The sequence below is a fragment of the Phenylobacterium sp. T106 genome, assembly GCF_057219735.1.
Genome location: NZ_JBXVWA010000002.1, coordinates 175,442 through 190,932 on the forward strand (window position 1 = coordinate 175,442; position 15,491 = coordinate 190,932).

The window sequence follows — 15,491 nt, forward strand, 5'->3', positions numbered from 1 at the left end:
GCTGCTCCTCCGTCGAAGGGCCGACAGTGAACAGCGCCAAACAGCGTTTGAACAGTGTCAAGTTGACGGCGCCGTCATCGAAAGCGCGGTTCAATCCGCGGCGTCGGCCGTATGGAAGCGGTGGTCGCGGTCGGTCACCTGCAGGGCGTACATCAGGCCGATCCAGCCGCCCTTGATCCGCGGCAACGTCAGCAGGGTGACGACGGCCAGCGACCCCAGGATGATCGGCAGCGACACGAGGGGCGAGGTTTCCCACACGATGGGGAAGAACAGCAGCGGGGCCACGATCAGGTGCCCGATGAGCAGGATGGTCAGATACGCCGGGCCGTCATCGGCGGGATATCGGGCGGTCTCGTGCCCGCAGGCGGCGCAGCGCGGCTCGACCTTCAGGTAGCGGCCGAAGAGATTGCCCTTCCCGCACGCCGGGCACCGGTGGCGCAAGCCTCGGCCGATGGAGCGGAACAGGGGATGCGCGATCTCGGTCATGGGCGGGATATGCGCCCTCCGGCGCGCGGGGGAAAGGGTCGTCGGACGATTCGCCGCAAGAATTCACGCCGGGGCGAATTCTTTCAGGGGTGGCTGCGATGACGCGCGTTCGGGACGATGGCGCCGGTCGCGTCGGCGTCGTTGGCCACGTCGCCCTCTTCGGTGTTCTCGCCGTCTTCGCGCAGGATGTGGGGATCCTCGCCGGCGATCGTCGTGCCACGCGACGCGCCGATGCCCGGATCGGTCTCGAGGTCGTCCCGGGGCGGGCGGGCCTGGCCGGGCGCAGGGTGCTTGGACGTGGACATGGGGCCTCCTTGCCGGGCCTCAACCCGGCGGAGGGCCGGCGGTTCCTACCGCTTGGCGTCTTCCGCGGCGCCGGTCACGGCGCGCCCCGCCGCCTGGGCGTCCTTGCCGAGGCCGGAGACGGTGTTGCAGGCGGAAACCAGCAGGGCGGCGGCCGCAGCGGTGAGCACGATGAGCTTGCGCATGGGGGTCCTCCTCGGGATGGCCTGGACTCCCCTGCTGCGGGCCCATAGTCAAGCCTGTGGCTGCCGGGCCAGTAGGCCCGCGCGCAGGCCGGACAGGTGCGGAACGGCCCGTCCCTGTTCCGCGGCCGCGCGCGCCGGCGGACAACCCGGCGGGACCGGCGTAGGCTCCGGGAGTGAACCTGCTGCTGGGACAGCTCGTGCTGGCGATCCACGTGGCCGTGATCGCCTTCAACGTGATCGGGCTCGTGGCGATCCCCGCCGGCGCGGCGCTCGGCTGGCGCTTCGTGCGCATCCGGTGGCTGCGCGCGCTGCACCTCGGATCGCTGCTGGTGGTCGCCGCGCAGGCGGTGATGGGCCGCGCGTGCTTCCTCACCGACTGGCAGGATGCGCTCACCGGAGGCGGCGCCGGGGATCCCCTCATCATGAGGTGGGTCAACAGCGTGATCTTCTGGCCGCTGCCGCCGGCGGCGTTTGCGGCGGCGTATGTCGCGGTGCTCGTCTATGTCGCGGCCCTGTGGTGGCTCGTTCCGCCGCAAGGGCGCATACTTCCCGCAACGAGGTTCAACGGGGAGGACTGAGATGGCTCGCACGGACGCACTCATGGCGGCCATGGCGCTCACGATCTGCGCCGGCGCGGCCGGCGCCCAGACCTGGAAGGCGCCGCGCAACGCGCTCGGTCAGCCCGACCTTTCTGGCGTCTGGACGAACGCCTCGGTGACGCAGCTCGAGCGGCCGGCGCAGTTCAAGACCCTGGAGATCACGCCCGAGCAGGCCAGGGCGCTGGAAACGAGCTTCGCGGGCTTCCGCGCCGCGGATGCGCGCCCGACGGATCCCGGACAAGGCGCGCCCAAGGCGGGGGAGGATCCGGGCGGCTACAACGCCTTCTGGATCGACCCGGGCACGAAGGTGGGCAACCTCGGCGGCTCGCTGCGCTCGTCGTGGATCGTGGAGCCCGCCGACGGCCGGCTGCCCTACAGCGCCGAGGGGCGGAAGCGGTTCGCCGAGGCGGTCACCGGGATCCGCACCAACTTCGACGGGCCCGAGGGACGCCAGGTGGCCGAGCGCTGCCTGATGGGCTTCGGCTCCACCGCGGGCCCGCCGATGATGAACGTGCTCTACAACAACACCTACCAGATCCAGCAGACGGCGGACGCCGTGGTGATCGTCGTGGAGATGAACCACGATGCGCGGGTCATCCGGCTGGGCGAGACGCGCCGGCTGCCGGGACACGTCCGCCAGTGGATGGGCGAGTCCATCGGCCGGTGGGAGGGCGACACCCTGGTGGTCGAGACCACCGGCTTCCACCCGGGCGAACAGCTGCGGCCGGGCATTCCGACGACCTTCTACGTCTCGAAGGACGCCAAGGTGACCGAGCGCTTCACCCGCATCTCGGACCAGCAGATCCGCTACGAATTCACGGTCGACGATCCTGCGACGTACACGCGGCCCTGGAAGGGCGAGATGCCGTTCAACGCCGCCAAGGGCCCCGTGTACGAGTACGCCTGCCACGAAGGGAACTACGCCCTGCCGGGCATCCTGCGCGGCGCCCGCGTGGCCGAGGCCGAGGGCCGCAAGCCTGAGGCGGTGGACGTCGGGGAGTAGGCGCGCCGCAGGGTCGGGTCTCGACCCTATCCGACCGTCGTCGCGGCCTTGGTCCGGCGGGAGCGAAGCGTCGCGCCGGCCAGCCCGAAGCCCGCGATCATCAGCGCCCAGGCGCCCGGCTCGGGGACCCCGCCGGGCGCGGCGGTCACCGTCATGGTCACGTCGTCGAGCCCCGGCGCGCCACGGGCCGACGACCCGCTGTTGCCGGTAAACTGGATCCGGACCACGCCCGAGAGCGGCACGACGCCGCTGACGGAGTACTGGGTCCATTCCGACGTCGAGGCGCCGGGCAGGTGCGCCAGGGTGATGGCGTTGGTCGCGGTCGTTTCGCCGAACAGGGTGGCGGTGAGCGTGCCCGCGCTGTTCTGCGCCCAGCGGCCCACCCAGAAGCTGAAGGTGACCGCGTCGCCGGCGTTCAGCCCGGTCACGTCCTGGTAGAGGCCGCCCGTGGGGCTGGCGCCGTTCATGTCCAGGAAGCGGCTGCCGCCGTGCGGGTCGAGCAACTGGGCGAAGCCCGCGCCGGTCTGGTTGTAGGCGTTGTCCAGGATGTCGGGCGCCTCGAGGCCGCTGACGCGGCTCCAGCCGGTCGGCGTCAGGGGGCCGCGATAGTACGTGCCGAAGTTGTAGGCCGGCCCCGCCTCGAAGCCGCCGTTGGTCAGCGTGGCCGCCATGGAAGGCGCCGCCACAAGCACACTCGCCGCCGCGACCGCGGCCGAAACAAACCTACGCATCCGATGAGCCCCATGCCACTTGCCCCGCAAAGCTGCGACGGCGATCAGGCTTGGACATCCCCCGATTGGGGGCCCGGGCGATGTCAGCCCCTCGCCGCCTCCCAGGCCTTCACGACGCTCTTCTTGGCGATCTTGCGGAAGCGGCGTTCCAGGAAGTTGCGGAACGAGCCGGCGTGAAGGGACTCGAGACGGGCCAGCACGCTGGGATAGTCCTTGTAGTGCGGCGTGATGTGGAAAGTCTGCGGCTCGGCCTCCATCAGCATCTCGCGCTCGTCGAACGGCACGTCGACCAGGACCACGCTGTCGTCCTCGGCGCGCAGGCGGGTAAGGAACTTGCCGTTCACCTTGAAGGCGGGCCGGCCGTAGCTCACGCCCTCCTCGGCGCCCGGGAAGCTCAGGGCGATGTCGCGCATCTCGTCACGGGTCATGACCGCGAGTGTGGCGCCGGGCGGCGGCGGTGTCAGCCGCTGCGTGACGCCGGCGCGTGCGCCGCCGGCCGCCGTCTCGCTGAGCGGGGGATGGGCGGCGAGACGAGGGGCGCGCGTGAGACGGCGGCGGGTGGACGGGCCGGGATGCGCGCGCGATGGTCGGCCCGTTCCACAAGAGGTGAGTCCTTGGGCGCAGGATCGATCGTGCGGCGGCTCGCGGGCGCGGCGAACCGGGCGGTTCTGTCGGTCGCCGGCCGGTTCATGGACAAGCCCTACCTGATCCCGGACCTGCCGCCGCCGCGGCTGACGGCGCACCAGGGCCTCTTCGAGCAGGTGGTGGCGCTGGGCGACCGGCCGGGCTTCCGCATCCTCGAGATCGGCAGCCGCGAGGTCACGGGCAGCTACGGCCTGCGAGGCCGGCTGCAGCACGCGCAGTACGTGGGGTTCGACTACTACCCGGGCCCGAACGTCGACGTGGCGGGCGACGCGCACCGCCTGTCAGACCTGGTGGAGGGCCCCTTCGACCTCGTCTTCTCCACGGCGGTCTTCGAGCACCTGGCCATGCCGTGGGTGGTGGCCGAGGAGATCGCCAGGGTCGTGAAGCCGGGCGGCCACGTGCTGGTCGAGACGCACTTCTCGTACTCGGCCCATGAGCGTCCCTGGCACTTCTTCCAGTTCAGCGACATGGGCCTGCGGGCCCTCTTCTCGCCGGCGCTGGGCTTCGAGGTGGTCGAGGCCACGATGCAGAACCCCATCGTCGGCCGCTTCTCGGCCTTCGCCGACCGCTACCTGCGGTTCCAGCCGGTGACCGCGCTCTACTGCCACGCCACGATCCTGGCCCGGAAGACGCGCGACGTGCCCGGGTTCCGCTGGCGCGACGTCGACCTGGCGGCGGTGGCGGGCGAGACCGCCTATCCGCCGCCTCAGTAGGCCAGGGCCACGCCGTCCTTGCGCATCTCGGTGGCGGCGGCGTAGCGGCCGGGCCAGCGCTGGATGGCCTGGTAGCCGCCGTAGCCGCCGGGATTGGGCTTGAACGTCCAGCCGATGCGGGCGAGCTCGGCCTTGGTCTTCTCCGGCACGCCGGTCTCGAGGTTCAGCACGCCGGGCTGGCCCAGGTCCTCGCCGGTGGGCTCGCTGCCGCCGGCATGATGCCAGCGCGGGCTGTCGCCCGCCTCCTGCAGGCCCAGGCCGAAGTCCACCAGGTTCGAGATCACCTGCGTCTGGCCCTGGGGCTGCATGTCGCCGCCCATGACGCCGAAGCTGAGGAGGGCGTCTCCATCCTTCGTGGCGAAGCCGGGGATGATGGTCTGGAAAGGCCGCTTGCCCGGGGCGTAGACGTTGGGATGTCCGTCCGCGAGGGCGAAGAGTTCGCCGCGGTTCTGGAACATGAAGCCCAGGCCGTCGGGCATGAGGCCCGAACCCATGCCGCGGTAGTTGGACTGGATCAGGGACACCATCATGCCGTCCGCGTCGGCGGTGGTGAGGTAGGTCGTGTCGCCGTGTCCCGGCGCCTTGCCGGGATAGACGGCCGGCGCGATGCGGTCCGGCCGGATCAGGGCCGCACGGGCCTTGGCGTACTCCTTCGAGAGGAGCCACTCGACCGGCTGTCGATAGAAGGCCGGATCGGCGTAGAACCGTGCGCGATCCTCGAAGGCCAGGCGCTTGGCCTCGACGCCGTGGTGGATCGCGGCCGCCGACTGGAAGCCCATGCCGCGCACGTCGAACTCGTCGAGGATGTTCAGCATCTGCAACGTGACGAGGCCCTGGCTGTTCGGCGGCAGCGCCCAGACGTCGATGTCGCGGTAGCGGACGGACCGGGGCTCCACCCACTCGGACCGGTGGGCGGCCAGGTCCTCGCGGGTCATCCAGCCGCCGATGCGCCTGAAGTAGCGCTCGATCCGCTCGGCGATCTCGCCCTCGTAGAAGGCGCGGCCGCCGCCCTCGGCGATCAGGCGGTAGGTGCGGGCGAGGTCCGGGTTGCGGAAGATCTCGCCCTCGCGCGGCGTGCGCCGTTCGGGGGCCCAGAGCCTGCGGAAGTTCTCGACCTCCTCGATTCCGGACTCGGGCCGCGTGAAGATGCGGTTCGAGGATTCCACGTAGAAGGCGGTGGCCTGGATGACCGGCGCGCCCTCCTCGGCGTGGCGGATCGCCGGCTCCAGAACGCGCCTCCAGGGCAGCTTGCCGTAGCGCTGGTGCAGGCTCCACCAGGCGTCGACAGCGCCGGGCACGCTGACGGTCACGGCGCCGTGCGACGGCAGGGTCCCGTTCGGCCGGGCGCGCCCGCGCACGGTGTCCAGGGACAGGCCGCGGGGGCTGCGGCCCGAGCCGTTGAGGCCGATGACCTTCTTCTGCTTGGGATCCCACAGCATGCAGAAGGCGTCGCCGCCGATGCCGCAGGCGATGGGCTCCCCGAAGCCCAGCACGGCGTTGGCCGCGATGGCGGCGTCCACCGCCGAGCCGCCCGCCTTCAACATCTCGATGGCCGCCAGAGTCGCCAGCGGATGCGCGGTGGCGGCGGCGCCGTGCAGGCCCCAGACCGCCGAGCGGCTGGCGAAGGTGGCGCCGTCCACCCGGTCGCCGGGCGCCACGTCGGGCCGGTCGCGGTTGGGGTTCTCGCCGCGGCTCGTGGCGAGGGCCGGCGCGGCGGCCGCGGCGGCCGGCAGGGCGGCGAGGAAGGTGCGGCGGCGCATGGCAGTCTCCGGAGCGTGGCTGCGCAGGTTTAGCAGGCCAGCGCGACGGGACGCGAGGGCGCCGGATCCGCGCGGAACCCGCATCTGAGCCCTTCCTTCTGGATCCCGGCCTTCGCCGGGATGGCCGGGTCTTGAGTCCGGAACCTACCCCTCGCTCCAGACCGCCAGCTCGTTGCCGGCGGGGTCGGTGAAGTGGAAGCGGCGGCCGCCAGGGAAGCTGAAGATGGGCTGGCTGATGACGCCGCCCGCGGCGCGGACCCTCGCCTCCATCGCCTCCAGGTCCCGGGCGTAGAGGATGACGAGCGGCTTGTTCACGGCCCCGGCTTCCGCGCCGCTCTGGAACCCGCCGTCGAGGCCTTCCGCGAAGGCGGCGTAGTCCGGCCCGTAGTCGGTGAAGCGCCACCCGAACGCCTGGGCGTAGAACGCCTTGGTTCCCGGCAGATCGCCGCCGGGCAGCTCCACATAGTCGACCTTGCCGTCTTCACGCATGGCATAGTTCCCTGTTTGTTCGCAGGCTAGCTGCGCTTCAGGGCAGAGTCCAGACGGCGGTCTTCTTGACCTCCATGTCCTCGAGTTCGCGGGTCGTGGGGACCTCGTACTGGGCGAGGCGGACGAGGCCCTCGCGGGGGAAGTAGCTGCGCCCGGGATCGCCGATCAGGACCTGCGCGCCGGCGGCGCGGGCCGTCGCGAGCCAGGCCATGACGCGCTCGGCCAGCGGCTTCTCGTAGCAGATGTCGCCCGCCAGGATGACCTCGGCCCAGGCTGGGGGCGGCGCCTCGAGCAGGTCGGCGTCCGTGAAGTCGCAGGCGACGCCGTTGGCCTCGGCGTTGAGCGCCAGGGCCGCGCCGCAGAAGGGGTCGATGTCGGCGGCCAGCACGCGGGCCGCGCCGGCCCGCGCCGCCGCGATGCCGACGATGCCCGAGCCCGAGGCGAAGTCGATCACGCCCTTGCCCGCGACGACGCCCGGGTTGTCCAGCACGTAGCGGGCGAGCGCCTGGCCGCCCGCCCAGGCGAAAGCCCAGAACGGCGGCGGCAGCCCGATCTCGGCGAGCGCCTCCTCGGTCATCCGCCAGATCGGCGTGATCTCGTCGGCCAGGTGAAGCTGCAGCTCGGGCGTATGCGGCGGCCGCTGCGGGCGCGTGTTGTCGAGGATGAACTGACGGCGATCGACGATCATCGCCCTAACTCCCACGTCCCGCACATCGGCGGGAGGGGGCGCGGCCCGAAGTTCAGGCCTGCACGTCCTCGAAGTGGACGAACTCGATCGCGTCGTAGTCCTGCAGCCAGTCCACGAAGGAGCTTGCGACCTCGGCCACCTCGCCCGTCTCGTGGTCCATGCGCACCACGGGGGCGTCGGTCGGGCGCGGTTCGCCGCTGGCGGGGCAGAGGAAGCCGTAGCGGTCGCCCATGCAGTCCGAGGCGAAGGGCACGAACGCGGCGGGCGTGGCCGCTGTGCGGTAGTCGTCGAGCCGCGCGATGGTCTCGGCCGGGGTGAAGAACTCGCCGACGTCCCCGCAATCGGCGTCGGCCTCGACGATGCTGGTGAGCAGCGAGCCCGTCAGGCGCGGCAGGCCCACCGCCACCAGGGCGTCATGATAGGCGCGCGGGAACAGCCGGCCGATGCTGTACTCGGTGATCGCCAGGTCGCCCGGGTCGATGACCACGGGGGGCGTGTGCGGGCTTCCCCACTTGGTCGCGAAGCGCTGCAGCGCGAGTTCGGCCGGGCTCACTGGATGACCGCGCGGACCACGCCGCGCTCCTCGGGCGTGGGGCTGCCGCCGCGGTCTTCGCCCGCGGGTCGCGAGGTCGCCAGGCGCAGGACGTCGAGGTAGCTGGGCGCGGTGAGCATGCGCGGCAGCACCCCCTTGGCCTTCAGCAGCCGATGCGTCCGGGGCAGGTTGTAGCAGGGCACATGCATGAACATGTGATGCTCGCAGTGGTAGTTCACATAGTAGGGCGCGAGGAACACCCGCTCCAGCAGACTGGCGTGCGTGGTCCGCGCGTGGCGCAGCGGATCGGGCTCGTCCTTGGCGATGCAGGCGTGCTCGGCGATGTTGCGCAGGCGGGTGACCATGGGCAGCCAGGTCGCCGACGGCAGCCACCAGAGCACGAACCAGGCCCAGCCGTAGCCGAACGGGGCGGTCAGCGCGATCGTGACGGCGCCCCAGACGAAGAACTTCGGCCGCGACCGGACGAACTTCCACAGGATCGACGCCACGCTGTCGCCGGGCTTGCGCTCCCGGATCCGGCGGAACAGCGGCGCCCAGCGCTGCTTGAGGTGCGTCTGGCCGGTGAGGTCCCGGATGATCTTGCGGCGCAGGCTCGCGCGGGTGATCGGGAAGGGGGCGGACAGGCCCAGGTCCGGATCCTCGGACTGCTGGGCGAACTTGTGATGGCCCAGGTGGTAGCTCCGGTACTGGACCAGACCGCCAGGCGTCAGGTTCTCGCCCACCCAGTCGTTGACCTTCAGGTTCGGGTGCAGCGCGCCGTGGGCCGCGTCGTGCATGAGGATGGCGAGGCCCAGCTGGCGGGCGCCGATGATCATCACCGCGAGCGGGATGGTGACCGGCCAGGCCATGGCCATGGCGGCGGCGAGCAGGATCACGCCCCAGCCATGGGCCACGAGCGCCAGGCCCTTCCAGGACGAGCGCACCGACAGGGGCGTCCACTCGGCGGGGCTGAAGAAGTCCTTGGGCGCGACACGGGCGGCGACGGCCATCAGCGGGCTCCGTTGGTTCTGGCGGGTTCAGGGCGCAGCAGGGCCATCATCTCGTCGACGGCGTCCCCGATCGAGGTCTCGGTGGCCCCTTCGCGCAGGGTGACTCCCAGGGCCAGGGTCCAGAAGCGGCGGGCGGCCACGCCGGCGTCGCCTTCCGCACGCCAGCCGCGCCGGCTGCGGGCCTCGGCGTAGGCGCGGTCGCCCTCGGCGTGGAGCCGTTCAAAGGTGCGCGCGATCTGGGGCGCCAGATCGGGGCGGCGGCGGGTGAGCGACAGCGCCTCCACGAACAGCGCCAGGCCCGGAGACCCGATCACCGTCTCCACGAGGCGGCGGTTGTAGTCCGAGCCGCTGACCGCCCCCGCGGCGGCCTGTTCGGCCTGGCGCGCCACGTAGAGCACCTCCCGGCAGGCGGCCTCCACGAACAGCGCTTCCTTGGTGCGGAAGTAGTAAGTGACCTGGCTGGGGTAGGCGTCCGCCGCGGCGGCGATCTCGGCGACGGACACGCCCGAGAGGCCTTTGGCCTTGAACATCTCCACGGCGGCGTCGAGCAGGCGCGAGCGCATCCGCCGGCCCGTCTCGCGGACGGCGCGTACCTCGGCCAGGGGCTGCACGGTCGCCATGGATGAGTTGTATGGCGTACAAGAACCTGTGTCAAAGGCGTCGGGCCGGCGCCTCGCCCGCCGGCGGACCCAGGCGGCGCGCCTGCGCCAATTTGACGCCGCATCTATTCGGCCGACGGCCACGTGGTGGTCACAAGCGGCCGTGATCCTCCACGCATGCGTACGGAGGCAGTTGTGATGCGTCGGGGATGGTTCAGTGGATTGCTGCGGTTGATGCGGAAGCCGCCGCGGAAGAAGGCGATGGCGCTGCCCGGCTGGGCGGGCAAGCGGTCCGTCTGAACGGTGAGGCTCTAGCTGAGGGCGCCGGCCGCCAGCGCCACGACGAGCATGAGGCCCGCCGAGGTGTTGGACTTGAAGAGGCGCAGCGCCAGCGTGGGGTTGTCCACGCGGACGCGCCGCGCCTGCAGCGCGAGGTGGATGGCGAAGGCGAAGAGGGCGAGGTGGAAGCCTGCCCCGAGGCCGGCCGCCTGGCCGGCCACGAAGGCGGCGGTGACGGCCAGGAAATAGAAGCCCATAACCGCCTTCGGCGCGGCGCGGCCAAGCCGTCGCGCCGAGGATTTCACGCCGGCCAGGGCGTCGTCCTCGAGGTCCTGGATCGCGTAGATCGTGTCGTAGCCCAGGGTCCAGAACACGCCGCTCGCGTAGAGCAGGATCGCGGCTGCGCTGAGATGGCCATAGTCGAGCAGGACGAAGCCCTGCGTCTGCCAGGTCCAGGCGCCGCCCAGCACCGACCCGCCGGTGGCGGCGGCGTAGCCCAGGAGCGCGCCCCAGTTGAAGGTCAGCCCCAGCCAGGCCTGCGGCCACCAGGTGATCCGCTTCATGAACGGGTAGGCGGCGACCAGCGCCAGCGAGGCCACCCCCAGCGCCACCGCGAGCGGCGACAGCGCCAGCAGGATCACGAGCGAGACCAGGCTGCACGCGATGAGGAAGGCCCAGGCCTGCTTCACCCGGATCTGGCCCGAGGCCACCGGCCGGCCGGCCGTGCGCGCCACCTTGGCGTCGATGTCGCGGTCGACGATGTCGTTGTAGGCGCAGCCCGCCGCGCGCATCAGCGCCGCACCCACGAAGAACAGCGCGAGCAGCATGGGGTCGGGCAGGCGGCCGTCCTCGGCCGCGGCCAGCGTGATCCCCTGCCAGCCGGGCAGCATCAGCAGCCAGACGCCCACCGGCCGGTCGAACCGTCCCAGCTTCAGCCAAGGCCGCAGGCGCGCCGGAGCCCATCGGTCCACCCAGTTGGTCGGCGCGGCGTCGGGCAGAGGCGCGGAAGGCTTCATGCCCTCCCCTTTATGAGGCGGGGCAGGCGGGCGCCAGCCGGCCGGAGCGGGAAGTGCGCCGCGCCCCGGGGCGGCGGGACTGTGTCTCCCGCGCCACCCCTGGCGCTCGGAACGACGTGGAATGACCTCGTTCCTTGACCGTTCGATCGACCCCGCCTAGCGTCCAGGCCTTCGACGCCACGAACGAGGGAGGTCCGTCAGAATGACAGCTGTCGCGATGACCAAACCCTGTGCGCGTCGTCTCGGGCCGCCGCCGCCGCTCCTGTAACTCCGAGCCGCTTCGCCGCGTGGCCTGACGGGCCGCCTCCGCGAAGCGATCCCGCGCGCCTCCAGAAGACCGCCCAGCCGAGGGCCTCCGGGCCTTTCGGCTCGAAGCCTCCCGCGAAGCCCATCGACCTTTTTCCGCGCAGGACCATGTGCGGGCTCCCAGAGGAGCCGCCGGTCCGGCGCCCGCATTCGAGACCGTCATGACCGACCACTACGAGGACGAAGAAGAAACCCGCCAGCGCCAGCTCTCCAATCGCAAGGTGCTCGGATTCATCGCCACCTACTGGCGCCGCCGGCCCTGGCTGCTGGCGGCGACCGTCGTGCTGACCCTGATCGCCATCGGGTTCGACCTGATGCTGCCCTGGGCGGCCGGGCGGCTGGTGGACGCCGTCGCCGCCGGCCCCGGCGACCCGGATCCCGCCTGGCGGGCGTGGATGATGTTCGTCGGCGTCTATCTGGCGTTCTCGGTGATCCGGAACACCGCCATGCGCTTCCTGACGCCCTTCTCGGCCAACAACATGAAGGACATGACGGACGACGGCTTCCGCCGCGTGCAGAGCTTCTCGTCCGACTGGCACGCCGACACCTTCGCCGGCGCGACCGTGCGGCGGCTGAGCCGCGCCATGTGGGGCTACGACACCGTCACGGACGCCGTGCTGATCTGGTTCGGGCCCGCGGCCATCGTGCTGGGCGGCCTCTGCGTGATGATGTTCGTGCGCTGGCCGGGCGTGGGCCTCTTCGCCATGGGCGTGACCGTGCTCTACGTGCTCTCGAACATCTTCCTGACCTCGATCTACGCCCGTCCGGCCAACCTGAAGTCGGTGGCGCTGGACTCGCAGATCGGCGGGGCGCTGGCGGATTCCATCTCGTCGAACGCCACGGTGAAGACCTTCGGCGCCGAGGCCCGCGAGGAGGCGCGCATCGGCAGCGTCACCGAGCTGTGGCGCAAGGCGACCATCCGCACCTGGAACCGCTTCACCGACCTGTGGCTGCTGCACAACCTCCTGCTGGTGGTGCTGCAGGCGGGACTGACCGGCCTTCTCCTTCGGGAGTGGGCGGTGGGGCGCGCCACGGCGGGCGACATCGCCTTCGCGGTGACGGCGTTCATGCTGATGAGCGGCTACCTGCGCAACATCGGCGAGAACATCCGCATGGCCCAGCGCGGCATGGACGACGTGGAGGACGTGGCCCGCTACGCCCAGACCGATCCGCAGGTTCTGGACCGGCCGGACGCCTCGGCCTTCCGCCCCGAACAGGGCGAGATCGTCTTCGACCGGGTGACCTTCCGCTACAAGTCGGCCGCCGAGCCGCTGTACGACCGCTTCACCCTGCGGATCGCGCCCGGCGAGCGCGTGGCTCTGGTGGGCCCGACGGGGTCGGGCAAGTCGACGTTCGTCAAGCTGATCCAGCGGCTCTACGACCTGCAGGACGGCGCCATCCTGATCGACGGCCAGGACGTGAGCCACGTGAGCCAGGGGAGCCTGCGGCGCGCCATCGCCGTGGTGCCGCAGGACCCGGCGCTGTTTCACCGCACGCTGGCGGAGAACATCAGCTACGCGCGTCCCGACGCCACGCCCGAGGAGATCGTCCTGGCGGCGCGGCGGGCCCGGGCGCACGAGTTCATCTCCCGGCTGCCGAAGGGGTACGACACCCTGGTGGGCGAGCGCGGCGTGAAGCTCTCCGGCGGCGAGCGGCAGCGGGTGGCGATCGCCCGCGCCTTCCTGGCCGACGCGCCGATCCTGGTGCTGGACGAGGCGACCAGCTCGCTGGACGTCGAGACCGAGCGGCAGGTGCAGGCGGCGATGGAGGAGCTGATGGCGGGCCGCACGACCATCGTCATCGCCCACCGGCTGTCCACCATCCGCGGCGCCGACCGGATCCTCGTGTTCGAGAGCGGCCGGATCGTCGAAGAGGGGCGGCATGCGGACCTGGTGAAGCGGGGCGGCGCCTACGCCCGGCTGCACGCGGTCACCGAGGGCGCAGCCTAACCACGCTCCCGCGCCCCGCGCCCCCGCGCCCCCTCCGTCTCGCCGCGGGGGACGAGCGGGGCCAGGGCGGGGGCGAGGTCGCCGCGGGGGCGGACCTGGACCGAACCCAGGCCCAGCCAGCCCGCCATGCGCTGGAGCTCGGCGGCGAGCTTCGCCGGGGTGTCGGGCGAGGCCCAGGGCTCGGCGTGCGCGGACTGCGCCACGAGGACGCCCGCCTTGCGGTCGGCCTTGAGGTCCACGCGCGCCGTGAGCGCGTCGCCCTCCAGGAACGGCAGGACGTAGTAGCCGTGCTGGCGCTTGTGCGCCGGCGTGTAGATCTCGATCCGGTAGCGGACGCCGAACATCCGCTCGGTGCGGTCGCGGAACCAGATGGCGTTGTCGAAGGGCGACAGCAGCGCCGCGGCCTCGATCCGGCGGGGCCGGCGCGCGGCGGGGTCGAGGTAGGCGGGCTCGCGCCAGCCCTTCACGGTGACGGGTACGAGCTCGCCGGCCTCCACGAGCTCGGCCAGGCGGTCCTTCGCGCCGTCGACCGGCATGCGGAAGTAGTCGCGCAGGTCGCGGGCGGTGGCCACGCCCATGGCGCGGGCGGCGATGCGGTAGAGCTCGCGCTGGGCGTCGGCGCGCGGCGGCGTCGGCGCGTCGAGGACGGCCTTCGGCAGCACCCGTTCCGGCAGGCCGTAGACGCGCTCGAAGGTCCCGCGCCGGGTGGCGGTGGTGAGCTCGCCGGTCCAGAACAGCGCCTCGACCGCCCGCTTGGCCTCGCTCCAGCCCCACCAGCCGCCTTCGCCCTTGTGCCCCATCTCCAGCTCGGAGGCCGCGAGGGGGCCGCGGTCGCGAATCTCGTCCAGGACCCGATCGACGAAATCGCGCCGCTCGCGCAGGAAGCGGGCGATGCCCTTCCACACGCCGACGCCGTCGTGGGCGTCCTGCATCCGCCAGCGGAGCAGCGGCTGCTGCGACAGCGGGAGGAGCGAGGCCTCATGCGCCCAGTACTCGAACAGCGGCCGCTTCCTGGCCCACGCGACCTCCTCCAGCAGCTCGCGCGGATAAACCCCCAGGCGCGAGAAGAAGGGCAGGTAGTGCGTGCGCGAGACCACGTTCACCGAGTCGATCTGCACCACGCCGAGCCGTTCGATCGTCCGCACAAGCTGGCGGCGCCCCGCGGGCGCGTCGCGGTCGCCGCCGAGGCCCTGGGCGGCAAGGGCGATGCGGCGCGCCTCGGCGGCGGAAAGGGTGTCCTTCATGCGGGCCTCCGAAGACTCCCCGGCAGGCTAGCCGCCGAACAAAGGCGGAACAAGATAGAGTCAACGGATGGTTAACAGCCTTGGCCGTACCGCCTGCGTGCGCGGAACAAAGCGAGATGACCTGTGGTCGATTGTCGCGCCTGGTGCAAACGATGGTTGCGCGCCGGGATCAGGGCTCCAGTCGGCCGTCCGCGAGCGCCGCGGGCGAGAACTCGAACACCACCTGAGGGTCCGGGGGCTCGATGCGGTCCGCGATCGCCGGCGGCGCCAGGACCCTCAGGAGATGGCGCATGATGCTGGCCCGGGCGACCTTCTTGCGATCGGTGCGGACGATGGTCCAGGGCGCCTCGGGCAGGTGGGTGCGCCGGAGCATCTCGTCGCGCGCCGCCGAGTAGTCGCTCCACTTCTCCTGCGCCACCGCGTCCAAGGGACTGATCTTCAGCGCCTTCAGCGGGTCGGTCCGCCGGGCCTCGAGCCGCGCCGCCTGCTCCTCGCGCGAGATGTCGAGCCAGAGCTTGACGATCTGGACGCCCGAGTTGACCAGCATGCGTTCGAAGACGGGCACGTCGCGCAGGAAGCGCTCCTGCTCGTCGGGCGTGGCGAACCCCATCACCCGTTCGACGCCGGCCCGGTTGTACCAGGAGCGGTTGAGGATCACGAGTTCGCCCTCAGCCGGCAGGTGCTCGACGTAGCGTTGGAAGTACCACTGGCTGCGCTCGCGCTCGGTCGGCTTCGGCAGGGCGACCACCCGGGTGGCGCGGATCGACAGGTGCTCGACGATGCGCTTGATCGCGCCGTCCTTGCCCGCGGTGTCGCGGCCCTCGAAGATCACCAGGTCGCGCTCGCCCGCGGCGATGGCGTGCTGCTGGAAGCGAACCAGGGCCGCCTGCAGGGCTTCGACGTCGTCGTCTTGTTCGGCCATGAACCTCTCTCATCGGGTGGCGTGCGCGGTCC

The 15,491-nt window shown here is 71.5% G+C and carries 18 protein-coding genes; 4 read left to right on the forward strand and 14 right to left on the reverse strand.

Annotated elements, in window-relative coordinates:
- Nucleotides 1-90 precede the first annotated feature (90 nt).
- The 3 genes from AC2D8W_RS05465 to AC2D8W_RS05475 all read right to left on the reverse strand — a co-directional run bounded on the left by AC2D8W_RS05465 (nt 91) and on the right by AC2D8W_RS05475 (nt 974).
- On the reverse strand, nt 91-486 hold the full coding sequence (locus AC2D8W_RS05465) for a DUF983 domain-containing protein (RefSeq protein ID WP_293483741.1): 396 nt from the start codon (nt 484-486) through the stop codon (nt 91-93).
- Between the two features lie 83 nt (nt 487-569).
- The gene (locus tag AC2D8W_RS05470) at nt 570-791 is read right to left on the reverse strand and encodes a hypothetical protein (protein ID WP_484670682.1); all 222 of its coding nucleotides are present in this window, start codon (nt 789-791) and stop codon (nt 570-572) included.
- A 45-nt stretch (nt 792-836) separates the two neighbouring features.
- A complete protein-coding gene (locus AC2D8W_RS05475; protein ID WP_293483738.1) occupies nt 837-974 on the reverse strand; it encodes an entericidin A/B family lipoprotein in 138 nt (45 codons plus the stop codon).
- A gap of 173 nt (nt 975-1,147) precedes the next feature.
- On the opposite strand from AC2D8W_RS05475, the gene AC2D8W_RS05480 reads away from it, so the two are divergent.
- Together AC2D8W_RS05480 and AC2D8W_RS05485 are read left to right on the forward strand one after the other, a co-directional pair.
- The gene (locus tag AC2D8W_RS05480) at nt 1,148-1,552 is read left to right on the forward strand and encodes a DUF2784 domain-containing protein (RefSeq protein ID WP_484670683.1); all 405 of its coding nucleotides are present in this window, start codon (nt 1,148-1,150) and stop codon (nt 1,550-1,552) included.
- 1 nt (nt 1,553) lies between these two features.
- On the forward strand, nt 1,554-2,576 hold the full coding sequence (locus tag AC2D8W_RS05485) for a hypothetical protein (RefSeq protein WP_484670684.1): 1,023 nt from the start codon (nt 1,554-1,556) through the stop codon (nt 2,574-2,576).
- A gap of 26 nt (nt 2,577-2,602) precedes the next feature.
- Here AC2D8W_RS05485 and AC2D8W_RS05490 read toward each other — a convergent pair whose 3' ends face one another.
- Nucleotides 2,603-3,247, reverse strand: coding sequence for a PEPxxWA-CTERM sorting domain-containing protein (locus tag AC2D8W_RS05490; protein ID WP_484670685.1), 645 nt, complete (start codon nt 3,245-3,247; stop codon nt 2,603-2,605).
- A gap of 143 nt (nt 3,248-3,390) precedes the next feature.
- Nucleotides 3,391-3,735, reverse strand: coding sequence for an MmcQ/YjbR family DNA-binding protein (locus AC2D8W_RS05495; RefSeq protein WP_484670686.1), 345 nt, complete (start codon nt 3,733-3,735; stop codon nt 3,391-3,393).
- A gap of 186 nt (nt 3,736-3,921) precedes the next feature.
- Between AC2D8W_RS05495 and AC2D8W_RS05500 the strand changes: the two genes are divergently transcribed.
- Nucleotides 3,922-4,665: a class I SAM-dependent methyltransferase gene (locus AC2D8W_RS05500; protein WP_484670687.1), complete on the forward strand. Its 744-nt coding sequence runs from the start codon at nt 3,922-3,924 to the stop codon at nt 4,663-4,665.
- On the opposite strand, the gene AC2D8W_RS05505 is transcribed toward AC2D8W_RS05500, so the two are convergent.
- The 7 genes from AC2D8W_RS05505 to ubiA all read right to left on the reverse strand — a co-directional run bounded on the left by AC2D8W_RS05505 (nt 4,659) and on the right by ubiA (nt 11,038).
- A complete protein-coding gene (locus AC2D8W_RS05505; protein WP_484670688.1) occupies nt 4,659-6,425 on the reverse strand; it encodes a gamma-glutamyltransferase family protein in 1,767 nt (588 codons plus the stop codon). The genes AC2D8W_RS05500 and AC2D8W_RS05505 overlap by 7 nt on opposite strands.
- A 144-nt stretch (nt 6,426-6,569) precedes the next feature.
- A complete protein-coding gene (locus AC2D8W_RS05510; RefSeq protein WP_484670689.1) occupies nt 6,570-6,914 on the reverse strand; it encodes a VOC family protein in 345 nt (114 codons plus the stop codon).
- A 37-nt stretch (nt 6,915-6,951) separates the two neighbouring features.
- A complete protein-coding gene (locus AC2D8W_RS05515) occupies nt 6,952-7,602 on the reverse strand; it encodes a class I SAM-dependent methyltransferase (protein ID WP_484670690.1) in 651 nt (216 codons plus the stop codon).
- A 52-nt stretch (nt 7,603-7,654) separates the two neighbouring features.
- Nucleotides 7,655-8,155: an SMI1/KNR4 family protein gene (locus AC2D8W_RS05520; RefSeq protein ID WP_484670691.1), complete on the reverse strand. Its 501-nt coding sequence runs from the start codon at nt 8,153-8,155 to the stop codon at nt 7,655-7,657.
- Nucleotides 8,152-9,144: a fatty acid desaturase family protein gene (locus AC2D8W_RS05525; protein ID WP_484670692.1), complete on the reverse strand. Its 993-nt coding sequence runs from the start codon at nt 9,142-9,144 to the stop codon at nt 8,152-8,154. The genes AC2D8W_RS05520 and AC2D8W_RS05525 overlap by 4 nt, the downstream gene beginning before the upstream one ends.
- Entirely contained in the window at nt 9,144-9,764 is a 621-nt protein-coding gene (locus AC2D8W_RS05530) for a TetR/AcrR family transcriptional regulator (protein WP_484670693.1), read from the reverse strand. Before AC2D8W_RS05530 ends, AC2D8W_RS05525 begins: the two co-directional genes overlap by 1 nt.
- A 290-nt stretch (nt 9,765-10,054) precedes the next feature.
- Entirely contained in the window at nt 10,055-11,038 is a 984-nt protein-coding gene (gene ubiA / locus AC2D8W_RS05535) for a 4-hydroxybenzoate octaprenyltransferase (protein WP_484670694.1), read from the reverse strand.
- 467 nt (nt 11,039-11,505) lie between these two features.
- On the opposite strand from ubiA, the gene AC2D8W_RS05540 reads away from it, so the two are divergent.
- Nucleotides 11,506-13,293, forward strand: coding sequence for an ABC transporter ATP-binding protein (locus tag AC2D8W_RS05540; RefSeq protein WP_484670695.1), 1,788 nt, complete (start codon nt 11,506-11,508; stop codon nt 13,291-13,293).
- Here AC2D8W_RS05540 and AC2D8W_RS05545 read toward each other — a convergent pair.
- Entirely contained in the window at nt 13,290-14,537 is a 1,248-nt protein-coding gene (locus tag AC2D8W_RS05545) for a winged helix-turn-helix domain-containing protein (RefSeq protein ID WP_484670696.1), read from the reverse strand. The genes AC2D8W_RS05540 and AC2D8W_RS05545 overlap by 4 nt on opposite strands.
- 169 nt (nt 14,538-14,706) lie before the next feature.
- Nucleotides 14,707-15,459, reverse strand: coding sequence for a polyphosphate kinase 2 (gene ppk2, locus AC2D8W_RS05550; RefSeq protein ID WP_484670697.1), 753 nt, complete (start codon nt 15,457-15,459; stop codon nt 14,707-14,709).
- Nucleotides 15,460-15,491: the final 32 nt, after the last annotated feature.